The 18,250-nt window shown below is 71.2% G+C and carries 17 protein-coding genes; 16 read left to right on the top strand and 1 reads right to left on the bottom strand.

Going from position 1 to position 18,250, the window contains the following annotated elements; all coding sequences use genetic code 11:
* Window positions 1-65 precede the first annotated feature (65 nt).
* The 8 genes from aroC (at window position 66) to nusB (ending at window position 6,706) form a co-directional block, all read left to right on the top strand.
* The gene (gene aroC, locus NLX86_RS02500) at window positions 66-1,250 is read left to right on the top strand and encodes a chorismate synthase (protein WP_254369886.1); all 1,185 of its coding nucleotides are present in this window, start codon (window positions 66-68) and stop codon (window positions 1,248-1,250) included.
* Window positions 1,247-1,762 (top strand): shikimate kinase, encoded by a 516-nt coding sequence (locus NLX86_RS02495; protein WP_254369885.1) that lies wholly within the window; start codon window positions 1,247-1,249, stop codon window positions 1,760-1,762. The genes aroC and NLX86_RS02495 overlap by 4 nt, the downstream gene beginning before the upstream one ends.
* On the top strand, window positions 1,759-2,895 hold the full coding sequence (gene aroB / locus NLX86_RS02490; protein WP_374213819.1) for a 3-dehydroquinate synthase: 1,137 nt from the start codon (window positions 1,759-1,761) through the stop codon (window positions 2,893-2,895). The genes NLX86_RS02495 and aroB overlap by 4 nt, the downstream gene beginning before the upstream one ends.
* Window positions 2,892-3,332 carry a type II 3-dehydroquinate dehydratase gene (gene aroQ, locus NLX86_RS02485; protein WP_254369884.1) on the top strand — a complete coding sequence of 147 codons (441 nt, stop codon included), beginning with the start codon at window positions 2,892-2,894 and terminating at the stop codon, window positions 3,330-3,332. Before aroB ends, aroQ begins: the two co-directional genes overlap by 4 nt.
* Window positions 3,333-3,471: 139 nt before the next feature.
* A complete protein-coding gene (locus tag NLX86_RS02480; protein ID WP_254369883.1) occupies window positions 3,472-4,464 on the top strand; it encodes an AAA family ATPase in 993 nt (330 codons plus the stop codon).
* Window positions 4,465-4,549: 85 nt separating this feature from the next.
* Window positions 4,550-5,656: an aminopeptidase P family protein gene (locus NLX86_RS02475; protein WP_254369882.1), complete on the top strand. Its 1,107-nt coding sequence runs from the start codon at window positions 4,550-4,552 to the stop codon at window positions 5,654-5,656.
* Between the two features lie 52 nt (window positions 5,657-5,708).
* Complete coding sequence (efp, locus tag NLX86_RS02470; protein ID WP_254369881.1) at window positions 5,709-6,275, top strand: elongation factor P; 567 nt, start codon at window positions 5,709-5,711, stop codon at window positions 6,273-6,275.
* A gap of 2 nt (window positions 6,276-6,277) precedes the next feature.
* Window positions 6,278-6,706 carry a transcription antitermination factor NusB gene (nusB, locus tag NLX86_RS02465; protein WP_254369880.1) on the top strand — a complete coding sequence of 143 codons (429 nt, stop codon included), beginning with the start codon at window positions 6,278-6,280 and terminating at the stop codon, window positions 6,704-6,706.
* 546 nt (window positions 6,707-7,252) lie between these two features.
* Here nusB and bldD read toward each other — a convergent pair.
* Window positions 7,253-7,753 (bottom strand): transcriptional regulator BldD, encoded by a 501-nt coding sequence (bldD, locus tag NLX86_RS02460; RefSeq protein ID WP_254369879.1) that lies wholly within the window; start codon window positions 7,751-7,753, stop codon window positions 7,253-7,255.
* Between the two features lie 220 nt (window positions 7,754-7,973).
* On the opposite strand from bldD, the gene pyrR reads away from it, so the two are divergent.
* The 8 genes from pyrR (at window position 7,974) to pyrF (ending at window position 18,099) form a co-directional block, all read left to right on the top strand.
* Window positions 7,974-8,549, top strand: a complete 576-nt coding sequence (gene pyrR / locus NLX86_RS02455; protein WP_254369878.1) for a bifunctional pyr operon transcriptional regulator/uracil phosphoribosyltransferase PyrR — start codon at window positions 7,974-7,976, stop codon at window positions 8,547-8,549.
* A 97-nt stretch (window positions 8,550-8,646) separates the two neighbouring features.
* Complete coding sequence (locus NLX86_RS02450; protein ID WP_254369877.1) at window positions 8,647-9,684, top strand: aspartate carbamoyltransferase catalytic subunit; 1,038 nt, start codon at window positions 8,647-8,649, stop codon at window positions 9,682-9,684.
* Between the two features lie 2 nt (window positions 9,685-9,686).
* Window positions 9,687-10,973 (top strand): dihydroorotase, encoded by a 1,287-nt coding sequence (locus tag NLX86_RS02445; RefSeq protein ID WP_254369876.1) that lies wholly within the window; start codon window positions 9,687-9,689, stop codon window positions 10,971-10,973.
* Window positions 10,970-11,638, top strand: coding sequence for a hypothetical protein (locus tag NLX86_RS02440; protein ID WP_254369875.1), 669 nt, complete (start codon window positions 10,970-10,972; stop codon window positions 11,636-11,638). The genes NLX86_RS02445 and NLX86_RS02440 overlap by 4 nt, the downstream gene beginning before the upstream one ends.
* On the top strand, window positions 11,635-12,771 hold the full coding sequence (gene carA / locus NLX86_RS02435; protein WP_254369874.1) for a glutamine-hydrolyzing carbamoyl-phosphate synthase small subunit: 1,137 nt from the start codon (window positions 11,635-11,637) through the stop codon (window positions 12,769-12,771). Before NLX86_RS02440 ends, carA begins: the two co-directional genes overlap by 4 nt.
* The gene (gene carB / locus NLX86_RS02430; RefSeq protein WP_254369873.1) at window positions 12,764-16,075 is read left to right on the top strand and encodes a carbamoyl-phosphate synthase large subunit; all 3,312 of its coding nucleotides are present in this window, start codon (window positions 12,764-12,766) and stop codon (window positions 16,073-16,075) included. The genes carA and carB overlap by 8 nt, the downstream gene beginning before the upstream one ends.
* Before the next feature lie 78 nt (window positions 16,076-16,153).
* Entirely contained in the window at window positions 16,154-17,263 is a 1,110-nt protein-coding gene (locus tag NLX86_RS02425) for a quinone-dependent dihydroorotate dehydrogenase (RefSeq protein ID WP_254369872.1), read from the top strand.
* Window positions 17,260-18,099 carry an orotidine-5'-phosphate decarboxylase gene (gene pyrF, locus NLX86_RS02420; RefSeq protein WP_254369871.1) on the top strand — a complete coding sequence of 280 codons (840 nt, stop codon included), beginning with the start codon at window positions 17,260-17,262 and terminating at the stop codon, window positions 18,097-18,099. The genes NLX86_RS02425 and pyrF overlap by 4 nt, the downstream gene beginning before the upstream one ends.
* The last annotated feature ends 151 nt before the right edge of the window (window positions 18,100-18,250 follow it).

Below are 18,250 nucleotides of genomic sequence, written 5' to 3'. Positions count from 1 at the left end.
GGCGGGCCAGGGCCGCGCACCCGGTCGCGTCGTCGCAGTTCCAGGCGCGAACATGAGGAGCACCGTTGAGCAGGTTGCGCTGGCTGACCGCGGGAGAGTCGCACGGCCCCGCACTCGTCGCGACGCTGGAGGGTCTCCCCGCCGGCGTACCGATCACCACCGAGATGGTGGCGGACGCGCTTGCCCGGCGGCGTCTCGGCTACGGCCGTGGCGCGCGGATGAAGTTCGAGCAGGACGAGGTCACCTTCCTCGGCGGCGTGCGGCACGGACTGAGCCTCGGTTCCCCCGTCGCGGTCATGGTGGGCAACACCGAGTGGCCCAAGTGGGAACAGGTCATGGCGGCCGACCCGGTCGACCCCGAGATCCTCGCCGGTCTCGCGCGCAACGCCCCGCTGACCCGCCCCCGCCCCGGCCACGCCGACCTCGCCGGCATGCAGAAGTACGGCTTCGACGAGGCCCGGCCGATCCTGGAGCGCGCGAGTGCCCGCGAGACGGCGGCCCGGGTCGCACTGGGCGCGGTCGCCCGTTCGTACCTCAAGGAGACGGCCGGGATCGAGATCGTCTCGCACGTCGTGGAGCTGGCCGCGGCCAAGGCCCCGTACGGCGTCTACCCCGTCCCGGCGGACGTCGAGAAGCTCGACGCGGACCCGGTGCGCTGCCTGGACGCGGACGCGAGCAAGGCGATGGTCGCGGAGATCGACCAGGCCCACACGGACGGCGACACGCTCGGCGGTGTCGTGGAGGTGCTGGCGTACGGCGTGCCGGTGGGCCTCGGCTCGCACGTGCACTGGGACCGGCGCCTGGACGCCCGGCTGGCGGCCGCCCTCATGGGCATCCAGGCCATCAAGGGTGTCGAGGTCGGCGACGGCTTCGAACTGGCCCGGGTGCCGGGCTCCAAGGCGCACGACGAGATCGTCACCACCGCGGACGGCATCCGCCGTACCTCCGGCCGCTCCGGCGGCACCGAGGGCGGTCTGACCACCGGTGAGCTGCTGCGCGTACGGGCCGCCATGAAGCCCATCGCGACCGTGCCGCGCGCGCTGGCCACGGTCGACGTGTCCACCGGCGAGGCGGCCCAGGCCCACCACCAGCGCTCGGACGTGTGCGCCGTGCCGGCGGCGGGCATCGTCGCCGAGGCCATGGTCGCCCTGGTGCTGGCCGACGCGGTGGCCGAGAAGTTCGGCGGCGACTCGGTGCCCGAGACCCGCCGCAACGTCCAGTCCTTCCTCGAGAACCTCGGGATCCGATGAGCGCTCCGCTGGTTGTTCTGGTCGGGCCGATGGGCGTCGGCAAGTCCACGGTGGGCGAGCAGCTGGCCGTGCGGCTCGGCGCCGCCTACCGGGACACCGACGCCGACATCGTGGCGGCCGAGGGCCGGCCGATCTCGGACATCTTCGTGGAGGAGGGCGAGGCGTACTTCCGCGAGCGCGAGCGGCAGGCCGTACGCAGCGCGGTCGAGGAGCACACGGGTGTGCTGGCGCTCGGCGGCGGGGCGATCCTCGACCCGTCCACCCGAGAGCTGCTGACCGGACTGCCGGTCGTCTTCCTCGACGTGGAAGTCAACGAGGCGGTCAGGCGGGTCGGCCTGAACACCGCCCGTCCGCTGCTCGCCGTCAACCCGCGCCAGCAGTGGCGCCAGTTGATGGAGCAGCGGCGCCCGCTCTACAACCAGGTGGCCCGCGCCGTCGTCGCCACCGACGAGCGCACCCCCGAAGAGGTCGCACAAGCGGTCCTCGACGCACTGGAGTTGAAGGACGCATGACCGACGGACGCATGACCGATGACAACACGCCCACGCGCATCCAGGTCGGCGGCACCGAGGGAGCCGACCCGTACGAGGTGCTCGTCGGCCGGCAGCTGCTCGGCGAGCTTCCCGGCCTGATCGGGCCCAAGGCTGGGGGTCCCCCCGCCGCAGGCAGGGGGAGGGTCGCGGTACTGCACCCGGAGGCGCTCGCCGAGACCGGCGAGGCGATCCGCGCGGACCTGGCGTCGCAGGGCCTCGATGCCATCGCGATCCAGCTGCCCAACGCGGAGGAGGCCAAGACCGTCGAGGTCGCGGCGTACTGCTGGAAGGCGCTCGGGCAGACCGGCTTCACCCGTACCGATGTGATCGTCGGCGTCGGCGGCGGTGCCACCACTGACCTGGCGGGCTTCGTCGCCGCGACCTGGCTGCGCGGCGTGCGCTGGATCGCCGTACCGACCACTGTGCTCGCCATGGTGGACGCGGCGGTCGGCGGCAAGACCGGCATCAACACCGCGGAGGGCAAGAACCTCGTCGGTGCGTTCCACCCGCCGGCCGGAGTGCTCTGCGACCTGGCCGCGCTGGACTCGCTGCCGGTCAACGACTACATCAGCGGCCTCGCCGAGATCATCAAGGCCGGCTTCATCGCCGACCCGGCGATCCTCGAACTGATCGAGGCGGACCCGGCGGCGGCCCGTACGCCCGCCGGACCGCACACCGCCGAGCTGATCGAGCGATCCATCCGGGTCAAGGCCGAGGTCGTCTCCAGCGACCTCAAGGAATCCGGTCTGCGCGAGATCCTCAACTACGGGCACACGCTGGCCCACGCGATCGAGAAGAACGAGCGCTACAACTGGCGGCACGGCGCGGCCGTCTCGATCGGCATGGTCTTCGCGGCCGAACTCGGCCGGCTGGCCGGCCGGCTCGACGACGCGACGGCAGACCGGCACCGTGCGGTCCTGGAGTCGGTCGGGCTGCCGCTCACCTACCGCGGCGACCAGTGGCCCAAGCTGCTGGAGAACATGAAGGTCGACAAGAAGTCGCGAGGCGACCTGCTGCGCTTCATCGTCCTCGACGGTCTCGCAAAGCCGACGGTGCTCGAAGGCCCGGACCCCGCGGTGCTGCTGGCCGCCTATGGCGAGGTGTCCAAGTGACGCGACGGGTGTTCGTGCTCAACGGGCCGAACCTGGGGCGGCTCGGTTCGCGCGAGCCCGATGTGTACGGGGCCACTTCGTACGCGGGCCTCGTCGACGCCTGCCAGACGCTCGGCAAGGAGCTCGGCTTCGAGGTCGAGGTGCGGGAGACGAACGACGAGGGGCAGATGATCCGCTGGCTCCACGAGGCGGCGGACCAATCAATTCCGGTCATTCTCAACCCGGGGGCGTTCACTCACTACTCGTACGGAATGCGGGACGCGGCCGCTCAGCGCACCGCGCCGTTGATCGAGGTGCACATCTCGAATCCGTACGCGCGTGAGGAGTTCCGCCACACGTCGGTGGTCGCGGCCGTCGCGAGCGGCACGGTCGCCGGCTTCGGAATCGGCTCGTACCGGCTGGCGCTGCGCGCCCTCGCGGACGAACTGTCCGGCTGACCGGGCACCATTGCGCTTCCCCGCCCGTTCACTGAACGGCGGGCGGGGGAGATACCGTTCGGTAGCAGGCGCAGGGTGCCCATGGGGGAAGACCTGCCCTGTCAGCGCCAGTTGCCTGTACGAGACGGAGTGGCACCGGATGCAGCAAGCAGTGGGGGCTCCGCTGCCACCACCCCACGGCCAGGGGCAGAGCAAGCCCGCAGAATGGCCCAGCCCGCAGGGCCCGCAGCCCCCGTCCCACCACCCGAGCCGGCTCGCGCCGCAGGGGCCGCCGCCCGCAGGCCACCACCCGGGGCCGCCCGCGCCGCAGGGGCCGCCGCCCGCGGGTCGAGACTCGCGCCTGCCCGTGCCGCAAGGCCCGCCCGCAGGTCACCACCCGGGGCCGCCTTCGGCGCAGGGGCCGGCGTCCTCGGGCCATCCGCAGGGTCCGGCCGCGCCTGGGTGGGGCCGGTCCGTTCCGCACGCTTCCGCCGCGTCTCCGGGCCGGGACACCACCGGGCATATTCCGTTGCCGCCAGGCGGTCCCGTACCCATACCCGCCGCGCCTGCCGGGCCCACGCACGCCGACACCGGGGGGACCATGCTCGCGGTCCTGCTGATCGGTCCCGCCGGAGCCGGCAAGACCACGGTCGCCAAGCACTGGGCCAGGAGCCGCCAGGTTCCGACCGCCCACATCAGCCTCGACGACGTCCGTGAATGGGTCTGCTCCGGCTTCGCCGACCCGCAGGCCGGCTGGAACGACCATTCCGAGGCGCAGTACCGGCTGGCCCGCCGCACCTGCGGCTTCGCCGCCCGGAACTTCCTGGCCAACGGGATCTCCTGCATCCTCGACGACGCGGTCTTCCCGGACCGCCCGGTCGTCGGACTCGGCGGCTGGAAGCGCCATGTCGGTCCGGGCCTGCTGCCCGTCGTCCTCCTCCCCGGCCTGGAGATCGTCCTCGAGCGCAACGCCGAGCGCAGCGGCAACCGGCGCCTCAGCGACGAGGAGGTCGCCCGTATCCACGGCCGGATGGCCGGGTGGTACGGCTCGGGGCTGCCGATCATCGATAACTCGAAGTACGACGTCGAGACCACCGCCCGGGTGCTCGACGACGTCCTCGCCCGAGCCATCGCCTCCCCGCCCAGCTGGTAAGCCGGGGCCGCCGCGCGGGCCGCCCCGCCGCCCGTCCGGACGCGCTGACCGGGCCGGTTCCGGCCGGGGCTCGTAGGCTCGTCACATGTCAGAGGTGTACGCGGCCCGCCGCGGCCAGCTGCGCGACCGTTGCGCCGCCGCCGGCAGTACAGCCGCACTGATCTCCCGCCCCGCGAACGTCCGCTACCTCGCGGGCGCCTCGCCGCACGGGGCCGTACTGCTCGTCGGCCCGGCCGAGGACGTCCTGCTCTGCGCCGGTACGCCGACGGGTGACCCGTCCGAAGGCCGGCTCGACGAGCAGCTGCGGCTCACCGTCCTGCCCGCACCGGACGGGGACCCGGCGGTCGCGGGCGCGGACACGGCCGCCGCCACCGGAGCCGAGTCCCTCGCCGTGGAGGAGCACCACCTGACCGTCGCGCGTTACCACGCGCTCGGCTCGGTGGCGCCCCGGCTGCGGCTCGCCGATCTCGGTCAGGCGGTCGAACAGCAGCGGATCATCAAGGACGAGGAGGAGATCGCCTGCCTCCGCATCGCGGCCGAGATCAGCGACCAGGCCCTGAGCGAGCTGCTCGAATCCATCCTGGTGGGCCGCACCGAGCGCCATCTGGCGCTGGAGCTGGAGCGCCGGCTCGTCGACCACGGCGCGGACGGTCCGGCCTTCCCGACCTCCGTCGCGACCGGGCCGAACTCGGGCCGCGGCGGCCACCGGCCGTCCGACCGGCGCGTCGAGGAGGGCGACTTCCTCTCGGTCTGCCTCGGTGCCAATTACCGCGGGTACCGGTGCGAGATCGGCCGTACGTTCGTCATCGGCACGACCCCCGCGGACTGGCAGATCGAGCTGTACGACGTCGTCTTCGCCGCTCAGCGGGCCGGCCGCGAGGCCCTGGCGCCGGGCGCCGCATACCGTGATGTGGACCGTGCGGCCCGTCAGGTGCTCGACTCCGCGGGCCACGGAGAACGGCTCGCACCCTCGACCGGACACGGTGTAGGACTCGAAATCGACGAGGACCCGCAGTTGGCACCTTCTGCCATGGGTAAACTGGACGCTTGTGTGCCGGTCACCGTCGAACCGGGGGTTCACCTCCCGGGCCGGGGCGGAGTCCGGATCGATGACACGCTCGTCGTACGCCCCGAGGCGGACGGCGGACCCGAGCTACTCACCATCACGACCAAGGAACTGCTCGCTCTCTAGCACGAGCGCGCGCCGTGGTCCCGCCAGCTTCAGTCCAGGAGATTCCGCAACCGTGGCTTCCACGAACGACCTCAAGAACGGCATGGTGCTCAAGCTCGACGGGGGCCAGCTCTGGTCCGTCGTCGAGTTCCAGCACGTCAAGCCCGGCAAGGGCCCTGCCTTCGTGCGCACCAAGCTCAAGAACGTGCTCTCCGGCAAGGTCGTCGACAAGACGTTCAACGCCGGTGTGAAGGTCGAGACGGCCACCGTCGACCGTCGAGACATGCAGTTCTCGTACATGGACGGCGAATACTTCGTCTTCATGGACATGCAGACGTATGACCAGCTGATGGTGGACCGCAAGTCCGTCGGCAGCGCCGCCAACTTCCTGATCGAGGGCTTCACCGCCAGCGTCGCCACCCACGAGGGCGAGGTGCTCTACGTCGAGCTTCCGGCCGCCGTGGAGCTGGTCATCCAGCACACCGAGCCGGGCGTCCAAGGCGACCGCTCGACGGGCGGCAGCAAGCCCGCCACGCTCGAGACCGGCTACGAGATCGGCGTCCCGCTGTTCATCACGACGGGCGAGAAGATCAAGGTCGACACCCGCACCGGTGAGTACCTCGGCCGGGTGAACAGCTAACCGTGGCTGCCCGGAACAAGGCTCGCAAGCGCGCCTTCCAGATCCTCTTCGAGGCCGACCAGCGCGGTGAGTCCGTGCAGACGGTCCTCGCGGACTGGATCCGCCATGCCCGGACGGACGACCGGCAGCCGCCGGTCAACGAGTACACGATGCAGCTCGTCGAGGGGTACGCGGACTACGCGGACCGGATCGACGACCTGATCGCCACCTACTCGGTGGACTGGTCGCTCGACCGGATGCCGGTCGTGGACCGCAACATCATCCGGCTCGGGGCGTACGAGCTGGTGTGGGTCGACGAGACCCCCGACGCGGTGGTGATCGACGAGGCCGTGCAGCTCGCCAAGGAGTTCTCGACCGACGACTCCCCGGCGTTCGTGAACGGCCTGCTGGGCCGCTTCAAGGACCTCAAGCCGAGCCTGCGCCGCGGCTAGCCTCCCGGCGGGGTTCAGCGACGGCTGGCCTCCGGCGAGGTTCAGCGGCACAGGGCCCGCGGCGTCGCGCCGCGGGCCCTTCGCTGTCGCGGCCCGGCCGTCGCGGCGCCGCGACGGCCTTCTCACGAGCCGGTCGCCGGGCCCGGCCGGTCGCGGCGCCGTGTCGGCCGCCCTCGCCCCTCGCTGCCGAGCACCAGGGCCTGGGGGCTGCCGGCCTGGACCACGCCGCACCGGCCGTACGAAGGGCCCGCAGCGCACGCGTGCGGGCCAAGCTGCCGTCTCTGCGCGGCAGCTTCGCGCCGTCAAGTCGGCACCTGCCGGCCCGTGGGGCGTACCACCCGGGGCGCTCGCGCTGCGGGTCTCCTGCCGTCCGTGCGTGGCAGCTTCGCGCCGTCAGGCGGCCCGCCGGCCCGTGGGGCCCACTGCCCGGAGCGGGCTCGCTTGGAGGCAGGGGAGCGGTGGCGCAGGCGCGCAGGTGCAAAGACCGCCGGGACCGGTGGAGCCACAAGGCTTCGCCGGTCCCGGCGGCACGTTTCTGCAGTTCGGTCAGACGTCGTCGTGGGCCACGGCCCGCCGCGCGTCCGCGTCCAGGACGCCCCAGCTGATCAGCTGCTCGGTCAGGACCGACGGCGACTGGTCGTAGATCACGGCAAGCGTGCGCAGGTCGTCCTGGCGGATCGACAGCACCTTGCCGTTGTAGTCGCCGCGCTGGCTCTGGATCGTCGCGGCGTACCGCTGGAGGGGGCCCGCCTTCTCCTGCGGGACGTGGGCGAGGCGCTCCAGGTCCAGGACGAGCTTCGGCGGCGGCTCGGCGGCGCCGCCCGGTGTGGTGCCCGGCAGCAGTTCCTGCACCGGCACCCCGTAGAAGTCCGCCAGCTCGGCGAGACGCTGCACGGTCACGGCACGGTCGCCGCGCTCGTACGAGCCGACCACCACGGCCTTCCAACGGCCCTGGGACTTCTCCTCGACACCGTGGAGGGAAAGGCCCTGCTGGGTGCGGATGGCGCGGAGCTTGGCCCCGAGCTGCTTGGCGTATTCGCTGGACATAACGCTCCCGGACGCTGTGACAACATGCGGCTGCGCCGCGCGGCTGGTAACTCACTGTGAGGTTACGCAGCGTTACTTGGCTGCGTCAAGCCGAATGCTCACGACCGCGCCTTTCGAGGGGCGCCCGGAGGTCCCGCGCAAGCCCCTGGTACCGTGGGTGGCGTAAATCCGACGTCCTTTAAGGTCCGTCCCGTGAGGCGGAGAAGGAGGTCCGTTTCGTATGGACGCCATCAATACTGATGCGGCGCGCCCTGTTCTCGAGGGCCCCGACATCGCGCGGGTACTGACCCGCATCGCCCACGAGATCGTCGAACGCGCCAAGGGCGCCGACGACGTGGTGCTCCTCGGCATTCCGACCCGCGGTGTGTTCCTGGCCGGCCGGATCGCCGCCAAGCTCGAAGAGATCACCGGCCGGAAGATTCCCGTCGGCTCCCTCGACATCACCATGTACCGCGATGACCTGCGGCTTCGCCCTGCCCGCACGCTGGGCCGCACCGAGATCCCCGGTGACGGCGTCGACGGACGCCTGGTCGTCCTCGTCGACGACGTGCTCTTCTCCGGCCGCACCATCCGCGCCGCGCTGGACGCCCTCGGCGACATCGGCCGGCCCCGCGCTGTGCAGCTCGCGGTCCTCGTCGACCGCGGCCACCGCGAACTTCCGATCCGCGCCGACTACGTCGGCAAGAACCTCCCCACGTCGTTGCGGGAGACGGTCAGGGTCCAGCTTGCCGAGGAGGACGGCCGCGACGCCGTGCTGCTCGGTGTCCAGCAGACCGCCCCGGCCGGCGAGCAGTAGCAACTGCCGCGTACGCCCCTGCCGATCCAGGTGCGTACGGCCTGCCTGCCCGCCCGACCGCATGCCTGCGCCCTCCTCACCCCCGGAGCACTCCCAGATGAAGCGCCACCTCATCTCGGCCGCCGACCTCACCCGCGACGACGCCGTCCTCATCCTCGACACCGCAGAGGAAATGGCCCGGGTGGCCGACCGGCCGATCAAGAAACTGCCGACCCTGCGCGGCCGTACCGTCGTCAACCTCTTCTTCGAGGACTCGACCCGTACGCGCATCTCCTTCGAGGCCGCCGCCAAGCGCCTCTCCGCCGACGTCATCAACTTCTCCGCGAAGGGCTCGTCCGTCTCCAAGGGCGAGTCGCTCAAGGACACCGCGCTGACCCTGGAGGCGATGGGCGCGGACGCCGTCGTCATCCGCCACGGCGCCTCCGGTGCCCCCTACCGGCTCGCCACCTCCGGCTGGATCGACGGCGCGGTCGTCAACGCCGGTGACGGCACGCACGAGCACCCCACCCAGGCCCTGCTCGACGCCTTCACCATGCGCCGACGCCTCGTCGGCCCGGACGCCGGTCTCGGCCGTGACCTGGACGGCCGCCGGATCACCGTCGTCGGCGACGTCCTGCACAGCCGGGTCGCCCGCTCCAACGTCCTGCTGCTGCACACGCTCGGCGCTCAGGTCACCCTGGTCGCGCCGCCCACGCTGGTGCCGATCGGCGTGGAGCACTGGCCGTGCGAGGTCAGCTACGACCTCGACGAGGTGCTGCCGAAGTCCGACGCGGTGATGATGCTCCGTGTACAGCGCGAACGGATGAACGCCGCCTTCTTCCCGACCGAGCGCGAGTACTCCCGCCGCTACGGTCTGAACGGCGACCGTATGGCGCGGATGCCCGAGCACGCGATCGTGATGCACCCCGGCCCGATGAACCGCGGCATGGAGATCACCGCCGAGGTGGCGGACTCCGACCGCTGTACGGCCGTCGAGCAGGTCGCCAACGGCGTCAGCATCCGCATGGCTGTCCTGTACCTGCTGCTCGGCGGCGCCGAACCCGCCGTCACCACCATCAGTTCCCGCCCGTTGCCCGCCACCACCCTTGACGGAGGCGCTACGCGCCCGCCCCTGGATACCGAGGAGAACAAGTAACCATGAGCAAGATCCTTATCCGCGGCGCGAAGGTCCTCGGCGGCGAGCCGCAGGACGTCCTGATCGACGGCGAGACCATTGCCCAGGTCGGTGCGGGTCTCGAGGCGGGCGACGCCACCGTGGTCGAGGCCGACGGCCAGATCCTGCTGCCCGGCCTCGTCGACCTGCACACCCACCTGCGCGAGCCCGGCCGCGAGGACTCCGAGACGGTCCTGACCGGTACGAAGGCGGCCGCGGTCGGCGGCTACACCGCCGTGCACGCCATGGCCAACACCTTCCCTGTCGCCGACACCGCCGGCGTCGTCGAGCAGGTCTGGCGGCTCGGCAGGGAGTCCGGCTACTGCGATGTCCAGCCGGTCGGCGCGGTCACCGTGGGCCTGGAGGGCAAGCAGCTCGCCGAGCTCGGTGCCATGCACGACTCCGCCGCGGGCGTGAAGGTCTTCTCCGACGACGGCAAGTGCGTCGACGACGCGGTGATCATGCGGCGCGCCCTGGAGTACGTGAAGGCGTTCGACGGTGTCGTCGCCCAGCACGCCCAGGAGCCCCGCCTCACCGAGGGCGCCCAGATGAACGAGGGCATCGTCTCGGCCGAGCTGGGGCTGGGCGGCTGGCCGGCCGTCGCCGAGGAGTCGATCATCGCCCGCGATGTCCTCCTCGCCGCGCACGTCGGCTCCCGCGTGCACATCTGCCACCTCTCCACGGCCGGCTCGGTCGAGATCGTCCGCTGGGCCAAGTCCAAGGGCTGGAACGTCACCGCCGAGGTGACCCCGCATCACCTGCTGCTGACCGACGAGCTCGTCCGCTCGTACAACCCGGTCTACAAGGTGAACCCGCCGCTGCGCACCGAGACCGACGTCATGGCCCTGCGCGAGGCCCTCGCCGACGGCACCATCGACTGCGTCGCCACCGACCACGCCCCGCATCCGCACGAGGACAAGGACTGCGAGTGGGCCGCGGCCGCCATGGGCATGGTGGGCCTGGAGACCGCGCTCTCCGTCGTCCAGCAGACGATGGTCGAGACCGGCCTGATCGACTGGGCGGGCGTCGCCGACCGGATGTCCTTCCGCCCGGCCGCCATCGGCCGGCTGGACGGCCACGGACGGCCCGTCTCGGCTGGTGAGCCCGCCAACCTCACCCTCGTCGATCCGGCATACCGTGGAGTCGTGGACCCCGCGGGCTTCGCCTCCCGCAGCCGCAACACCCCCTACGAGGGCCGTGAGCTGCCGGGACGCGTCACCCACACCTTCCTGCGGGGCCGGGCAACGGTCGTGGACGGGAAGCTGGCGTGACACCTGCACTGATCAATCTGGCCGCCGGGGCGACCGAGGCCGCCGTCGCCGCCGAGCAGAAGTCGGCGGAGGTGACCGACTGGGCGGCGCGCATCGGCTGGGTCGTCGGGCTGCTGCTCTTCGTCGCGCTCGTCTACTGGCTGATGCGCCAGGGCTGGAAGTGGCGCGGCACCCTGCAGGGCGACCTGCCCGAGCTGATCACCCGGCCGGACGGCCTGCCCGAGGCCCGGCTGCCCCACCCGTCTCCCACCACCGCCCTCAACGGAGGCGGCGAGCCGCCGTTGCTCACACTCAACGGCCGCTACCACGGCTCGACGACCGCGGGGCAGTGGCTCGACCGGATCGTGGCGCACGGCCTGGGCACCCGCAGCCGCGTCGAGCTGACGCTGACCGACACCGGCCTGGATGTCGTACGCCCCGGGGCGGCCGACTTCTTCGTACCGGCCGCGGCCCTGCGCGAGGCCAGGCTCGACAAGGGCATCGCCGGGAAGGTCCTCGCCGAGGGCGGTCTGCTGATCGTCACCTGGCAGCACGGCGACCGGCTGATCGACTCCGGCTTCCGCTCCGACCGCGCGGCCGAGCACGCCGCCTGGGTCGAGGCGATCACCACCAGCACCATCAGCACGCTGAGCACTCAGAAGAGCACGACGGAAGGCGCACGATGACCACCTCCACCCGGGGAGCCGGCAAGACTCCCGCCGTACTCGTACTGGAGGACGGCCGCAGCTTCCGCGGCCGCGCCTACGGGGCCGTGGGGGAGACCTTCGGCGAGGCGGTCTTCAACACCGGCATGACCGGCTACCAGGAGACCCTGACCGACCCGTCGTACCACCGTCAGGTCGTCGTGATGACCGCCCCGCACGTGGGCAACACGGGTGTCAACGACGAGGACGACGAGTCGAAGAAGATCTGGGTCGCCGGGTACGTGGTGCGTGACCCCGCCCGCGTCCCGTCCAACTGGCGCTCGCGGCGCTCGCTCGACGAGGAACTGGTCCACCAGGGCATCGTCGGCATCAGCGGCATCGACACCCGCGCCCTCACCCGCCACCTGCGCGAGCGCGGCGCCATGCGCGTCGGCATCTTCTCCGGCAACGCGATCGCCGACGACGGCATGCTGCTCGCCAAGGTGCGCCAGGGCGCCGAGATGGTGGGCGCGAACCTCTCCGCCGAGGTCGCGACCACCGAGGCGTACGTCGTCCCCGCGATCGGCACCAAGCGCTTCACCGTCGCCGCCATAGACCTCGGCATCAAGGGCATGACCCCGCGCCGGATGGCCGAGCGCGGCATCGAGGTGCATGTCCTGCCCGCCACCGCCACTGCGGAGGAGGTGTACGCGGTCAACCCCGACGGCGTGTTCCTCTCCAACGGCCCCGGCGACCCGGCCACCGCCGACCTCACCGTCATCAAGGCGGTCCTGGAGCGCAAGACCCCGCTCTTCGGCATCTGCTTCGGCAACCAGCTCCTCGGCCGCTCGCTCGGCTTCGGCACGTACAAGCTGAAGTACGGCCACCGGGGCATCAACCAGCCCGTCCAGGACCGTACGACCGGCAAGGTCGAGGTCACCGCGCACAACCACGGATTCGCCGTCGACGCACCGCTCGACAAGGTCTCCGACACGCCCTACGGCCGGGCCGAGGTCTCCCACGTCTGTCTCAACGACAACGTGGTGGAAGGCCTCCAGCTGCTCGACCAGCCGGCATTCAGCGTCCAGTACCACCCCGAAGCGGCCGCGGGCCCGCACGACGCCGCGTACCTGTTCGACCGCTTCGTAGAGCTCATGGAGGGCCAGCGTGCCTAAGCGCACCGATATCCAGTCCGTCCTGGTCATCGGCTCCGGCCCGATCGTCATCGGCCAGGCCGCCGAGTTCGACTACTCCGGTACCCAGGCCTGCCGCGTCCTGAAGGCCGAGGGCCTGCGCGTCATCCTGGTCAACTCCAACCCGGCCACGATCATGACCGACCCGGAGATCGCCGACGCCACGTACGTCGAGCCGATCACCCCGGAGTTCGTCGAGAAGATCATCGCCAAGGAGCGCCCAGACGCGCTGCTGCCGACCCTCGGCGGCCAGACCGCGCTCAACACCGCGATCTCCATGCACGAGCAGGGCGTCCTGCAGAAGTACAACGTCGAACTCATCGGCGCCAACGTCGAGGCGATCAACAAGGGCGAGGACCGGGACCTCTTCAAGGGGGTCGTCGAGGCCGTCAACGCCAAGATCGGCTACGGCGAGTCCGCCCGCTCGGTCATCTGCCACTCGATGGAAGACGTCCTGAAGGGTGTCGACGAGCTCGGCGGCTACCCGGTCGTCGTCCGCCCGTCCTTCACCATGGGCGGCGCCGGTTCCGGCTTCGCCCACAACCAGGACGAGCTGCGCCGCATCGCCGGCCAGGGCCTCACGCTCTCCCCGACCACCGAGGTGCTCCTGGAGGAGTCCATCCTCGGCTGGAAGGAGTACGAGCTGGAGCTGATGCGCGACAAGCACGACAACGTCGTGGTCGTCTGCTCCATCGAGAACTTCGACCCGATGGGCGTGCACACCGGCGACTCGATCACCGTCGCGCCGGCGATGACCCTCACCGACCGCGAGTACCAGCGGCTGCGCGACATCGGCATCGCGATCATCCGCGAGGTCGGCGTCGACACCGGCGGCTGCAACATCCAGTTCGCGGTCAACCCGGACGACGGCCGGATCATCGTCATCGAGATGAACCCGCGCGTCTCCCGCTCCTCGGCGCTCGCCTCCAAGGCCACGGGCTTCCCGATCGCGAAGATCGCGGCCCGGCTCGCCGTCGGCTACACGCTGGACGAGATCCCCAACGACATCACCGAGAAGACCCCGGCGTCCTTCGAGCCCGCCCTCGACTACGTCGTGGTCAAGGTGCCGCGCTTCGCCTTCGAGAAGTTCCCGCTCGCCGACGCCACCCTCACCACCACCATGAAGTCGGTGGGCGAGGCCATGGCCATCGGCCGCAACTTCACCGAGGCCCTGCAGAAGGCGCTGCGCTCGCTGGAGAAGAAGGGCTCGCAGTTCACCTTCATCGGTGACCCGGGCGACAGGGCCGAGCTGCTGGAGATCTCCAAGGTCCCCACCGACGGCCGGATCAACACTGTCATGCAGGCCATCCGGGCCGGTGCCACCCCGCAGGAGATCTTCGACGCCACGAAGATCGACCCGTGGTTCGTCGACCAGCTCTTCCTGATCAGGGAGTACGCGGACGAGCTGGCCGGCGCCGACAAGCTCGGCCCCGAGCTGCTCGCCGACGCCAAGCGGCACGGCTTCTCCGACGCCCAGATCGCCGAGATCCGCGGCCTGCGCGAAGACGTCGTCCGCGAGGTCCGGCACGCGCTCGGCGTCCGCCCGGTCTACAAGACGGTCGACACGTGCGCCGCCGAGTTCGCCGCCAAGACCCCGTACTTCTACTCCTCGTACGACGAGGAGAGCGAGGTCGCGCCGCGCGAGAAGCCCGCCGTGATCATCCTCGGCTCGGGTCCGAACCGCATCGGCCAGGGCATCGAGTTCGACTACTCCTGTGTCCACGCCTCCTTCGCGCTCAGCGACGCGGGCTACGAGACCGTGATGGTCAACTGCAACCCCGAGACCGTCTCCACCGACTACGACACCTCCGACCGGCTCTACTTCGAGCCGCTCACCCTGGAGGACGTCCTCGAGATCGTCCACGCCGAGTCCCTCGCCGGCCCGATCGCCGGCGTCGTCGTCCAGCTCGGCGGCCAGACCCCGCTGGGCCTCGCCCAGGCGCTCAAGGACAACGGCGTACCGGTCGTCGGCACCCCGCCCGAGGCCATCCACGCCGCAGAGGACCGCGGCGCCTTCGGCCGCGTGCTCGCCGAGGCGGGCCTGCCGGCCCCGAAGCACGGCACCGCGACGACCTTCGACGAGGCCAAGGCCATCGCCGACGAGATCGGCTACCCGGTGCTCGTGCGCCCGTCGTACGTGCTCGGCGGCCGCGGCATGGAGATCGTGTACGACGAGACCCGCCTCTCCTCGTACATCGCCGAGTCCACCGAGATCAGCCCCACCCGGCCGGTCCTGGTCGACCGCTTCCTCGACGACGCGATCGAGATCGACGTCGACGCGCTCTACGACGGCACCGAGCTCTACCTCGGGGGCGTGATGGAGCACATCGAGGAGGCCGGCATCCACTCCGGCGACTCGGCCTGCGCCCTGCCCCCGATCACCCTCGGCGGCTTCGACATCAAGCGGCTGCGCGCCTCCACCGAGGCCATCGCGCGCGGTGTCGGAGTCCGCGGACTGATCAACATCCAGTTCGCCATGGCCGGCGACATCCTGTACGTCCTGGAGGCCAACCCGCGCGCCTCGCGGACCGTCCCCTTCACCTCGAAGGCGACCGCGGTCCCGCTGGCGAAGGCCGCCGCCAGGATCTCGCTGGGCGCGACCATCGCCGAGCTGCGCGCCGAGGGCCTGCTGCCGAGGAACGGCGACGGCGGCACCCTGCCGCTCGACGCGCCGATCTCGGTCAAGGAGGCCGTGATGCCGTGGAGCCGCTTCCGCGACATCCAGGGGCGCGGCGTGGACACCGTCCTCGGCCCGGAGATGCGCTCCACCGGCGAGGTCATGGGCATCGACTCGGTGTTCGGCACGGCCTACGCCAAGTCCCAGGCCGGGGCGTACGGCCCGCTGCCCACCAAGGGCCGCGCGTTCATCTCGGTCGCCAACCGCGACAAGCGCTCGATGATCTTCCCGGCCCGCGAACTCGTCGCCCACGGCTTCGAGCTGCTCGCCACCTCCGGCACCGCCGAGGTGCTGCGCCGCAACGGCATCAACGCCACCGTGGTGCGCAAGCTGAGCGAGGGCGAGGGCCCGAACGGCGAGAGGACCATCGTCCAGCTCATCCACGACGGCCAGGTCGACCTGATCGTCAACACCCCGTACGGCACCGGCGGCCGCCTCGACGGCTACGAGATCCGCACCGCCGCCGTCGCCCGCTCGGTCCCGTGCCTGACGACGGTCCAGGCCCTCGCGGCCGCCGTCCAGGGCATCGACGCGCTCAACGGCGGAGACGTCGGCGTCCGTTCCCTCCAGGAACACGCGGAGCATCTGATCGCGGCCCGCGAGGAGTAGGGCGCACGAGGGGGACACCGCATGCGGTGTCCCCCTCTTCGTGAGCACCTCGCCCGCCCCTCGCCCAGAAGGCACACCATGTACAAGCTCTTCTTCAACCTGGTCTTCAAGCGGATGGACCCCGAGCAGGCCCACTACCTGGCCTTCCGCTGGATCCGCCTCGCCGCCCGTGTCCCCGTACTGCGGACGTTCATCGCGGCCGTCCTCGCGCCGCGCTACAAGTCGCTGCGTACGGAGGCGCTGGGCCTGCGGATGCACGGCCCGTTCGGGCTCGCGGCCGGCTTCGACAAGAACGCGGTCGCCGTCGACGGGATGGCCATGCTCGGCTTCAGCCATGTCGAGATCGGCACGGTCACCGCGCAGCCGCAGCCCGGCAACCCCAAGAAGCGGCTGTTCCGCCTGGTGGCGGACCGCGCGCTCATCAACCGCATGGGCTTCAACAACGAAGGCTCGGCGGCCGTCGCCGAGCGCCTGGCGACCCGTAACCCCGTCTTCCGTACGACGGTCGGCGTCAACATCGGCAAGACCAAGGTCGTCCCCGAGGCCGAAGCGGTCGGAGACTACGTCACCTCCACCGAGCGCCTCGCCACCCACGCCGACTACCTCGTCGTCAACGTCTCCTCGCCGAACACCCCCGGCCTGCGCAACCTCCAGGCCACCGAGTCGCTGCGCCCGCTGCTGACCGCCGTACGCGAGGCCGCCGACCGTACGGTGACCGACCGCCGCGTCCCGCTCCTGGTCAAGATCGCGCCCGACCTCGCGGACGAGGACATCGACGCCGTCGCGGACCTCGCGGTGGAACTCGCTCTGGACGGCGTCATCGCCACCAACACCACCATCGCGCGCGACGGCCTCGGCCTGAAGTCCGAGGCGGCTCTGGTCAAGGAGACCGGCGGGCTCTCCGGCGCCCCCGTCAAGGAACGCTCCCTGGCGGTCCTGCGGCGCCTGTACGGGCGTGTGGGCGGCGGGATCACCCTGGTCGGGGTGGGCGGCATCGAGAACGCCGAGGACGCCTGGCAGCGCATCCTGGCCGGCGCCACCCTCGTCCAGGGGTACAGCGCGTTCGTCTACGAGGGCCCCTTCTGGGCCCGAGCCGTCAACAAGGGCCTGGCGGCGCGGCTGCAGGCCTCCCCGTACGCCACCCTCGCCGAGGCCGTCGGCGCCGAGACCCGAAAGGCCACCCCGTGACCACCGAACCCTTCGGCGCCCGGCTGCGCCGCGCCATGGACACCCGCGGCCCGCTCTGCGTCGGTATCGACCCGCACGCGTCACTGCTCGCGGCCTGGGGCCTGAACGACGACATCGCGGGCCTGGAGCGATTCACGCGTACGGTCGTCGAGGCGCTGGCCGACCGGGTCGCCGTCCTCAAGCCGCAGTCCGCGTTCTTCGAGCGCTTCGGCTCGCGCGGCATCGCCGTACTGGAGAAGGCGGTCGAGGAGGCGCGGGAAGCCGGTGCGCTGGTCCTGATGGACGCCAAGCGCGGTGACATCGGCTCCACGATGGGCGCGTACGCGGAGACCTACCTCCACAAGGGCTCGCCGCTCTTCTCGGACGCGGTGACCGTCTCTCCCTACCTCGGCTTCGGCTCGCTGCGTCCGGCGCTGGACGCGGCCGTGATCAACGGCTGCGGCGTCTTCGTCCTCGCCCTGACCTCCAACCCCGAGGGCGCGGAGGTGCAGCGCTCGACCGCCGCCGACGGCCGCTCGCTGGCCCAGGTGATGCTCGACCACATGGCCGCCGAGAACGAGGGCGCGCAGCCGCTCGGCTCGGTCGGAGCCGTGGTCGGCGCGACGCTCGGCGACCCGGGCGCGGACCTGAACATCAACGGCCCGCTGCTCGCCCCCGGCATCGGCGCCCAGGGCGCGACGCCGGCCGACCTGCCGGGCGTCTTCGGCGCGGCGGTGGGCAACGTGGTGCCGAGTGTGAGCCGCGGCGTACTCCGCCACGGTCCGGACGCGACGGCCCTGCGTGAGTCGGCGGCGCGGTACGCGGACGAGGTCCGCGAGGCGGTCGACGGCGCGTAGCGCCGCGCGTTACCGGCCTGCTTGAGGACTTCTTGGCTCGAATCCCGGGTGATTTTGCCCGAAATGTACAGCTGGATCGATGCTGACCAGGACTTTTAGTCTTTTCTCGCTGACTGGAGCGCCTGTGGCCGCTAGTCTCCGTCGAGAGCGA

Source organism: Streptomyces sp. A3M-1-3, assembly GCF_024213665.1.
Lineage (GTDB): Bacteria > Actinomycetota > Actinomycetes > Streptomycetales > Streptomycetaceae > Streptomyces.
Note: the sequence above shows the minus strand (reverse complement) of the source record. Positions and strands in the feature narration are given on the sequence as shown.

Excerpts from the sequence above, each read along its gene's own strand:
- aroB (WP_374213819.1), top strand. The coding sequence starts at position 1,759 with ATGACCGACGGACGCATGACCGATGACAACACGCCCACGCGCATCCAG.
- NLX86_RS02495 (WP_254369885.1), top strand. The coding sequence starts at position 1,247 with ATGAGCGCTCCGCTGGTTGTTCTGGTCGGGCCGATGGGCGTCGGCAAG.
- NLX86_RS02450 (WP_254369877.1), top strand. The coding sequence starts at position 8,647 with ATGAAGCGCCACCTCATCTCGGCCGCCGACCTCACCCGCGACGACGCC.
- bldD (WP_254369879.1), bottom strand. The coding sequence starts at position 7,753 with ATGTCCAGCGAATACGCCAAGCAGCTCGGGGCCAAGCTCCGCGCCATC.
- NLX86_RS02445 (WP_254369876.1), top strand. The coding sequence starts at position 9,687 with ATGAGCAAGATCCTTATCCGCGGCGCGAAGGTCCTCGGCGGCGAGCCG.
- NLX86_RS02475 (WP_254369882.1), top strand. The coding sequence starts at position 4,550 with ATGTCAGAGGTGTACGCGGCCCGCCGCGGCCAGCTGCGCGACCGTTGC.
- pyrR (WP_254369878.1), top strand. The coding sequence starts at position 7,974 with ATGGACGCCATCAATACTGATGCGGCGCGCCCTGTTCTCGAGGGCCCC.
- NLX86_RS02480 (WP_254369883.1), top strand. The coding sequence starts at position 3,472 with ATGCAGCAAGCAGTGGGGGCTCCGCTGCCACCACCCCACGGCCAGGGG.
- NLX86_RS02425 (WP_254369872.1), top strand. The coding sequence starts at position 16,154 with ATGTACAAGCTCTTCTTCAACCTGGTCTTCAAGCGGATGGACCCCGAG.
- carA (WP_254369874.1), top strand. The coding sequence starts at position 11,635 with ATGACCACCTCCACCCGGGGAGCCGGCAAGACTCCCGCCGTACTCGTA.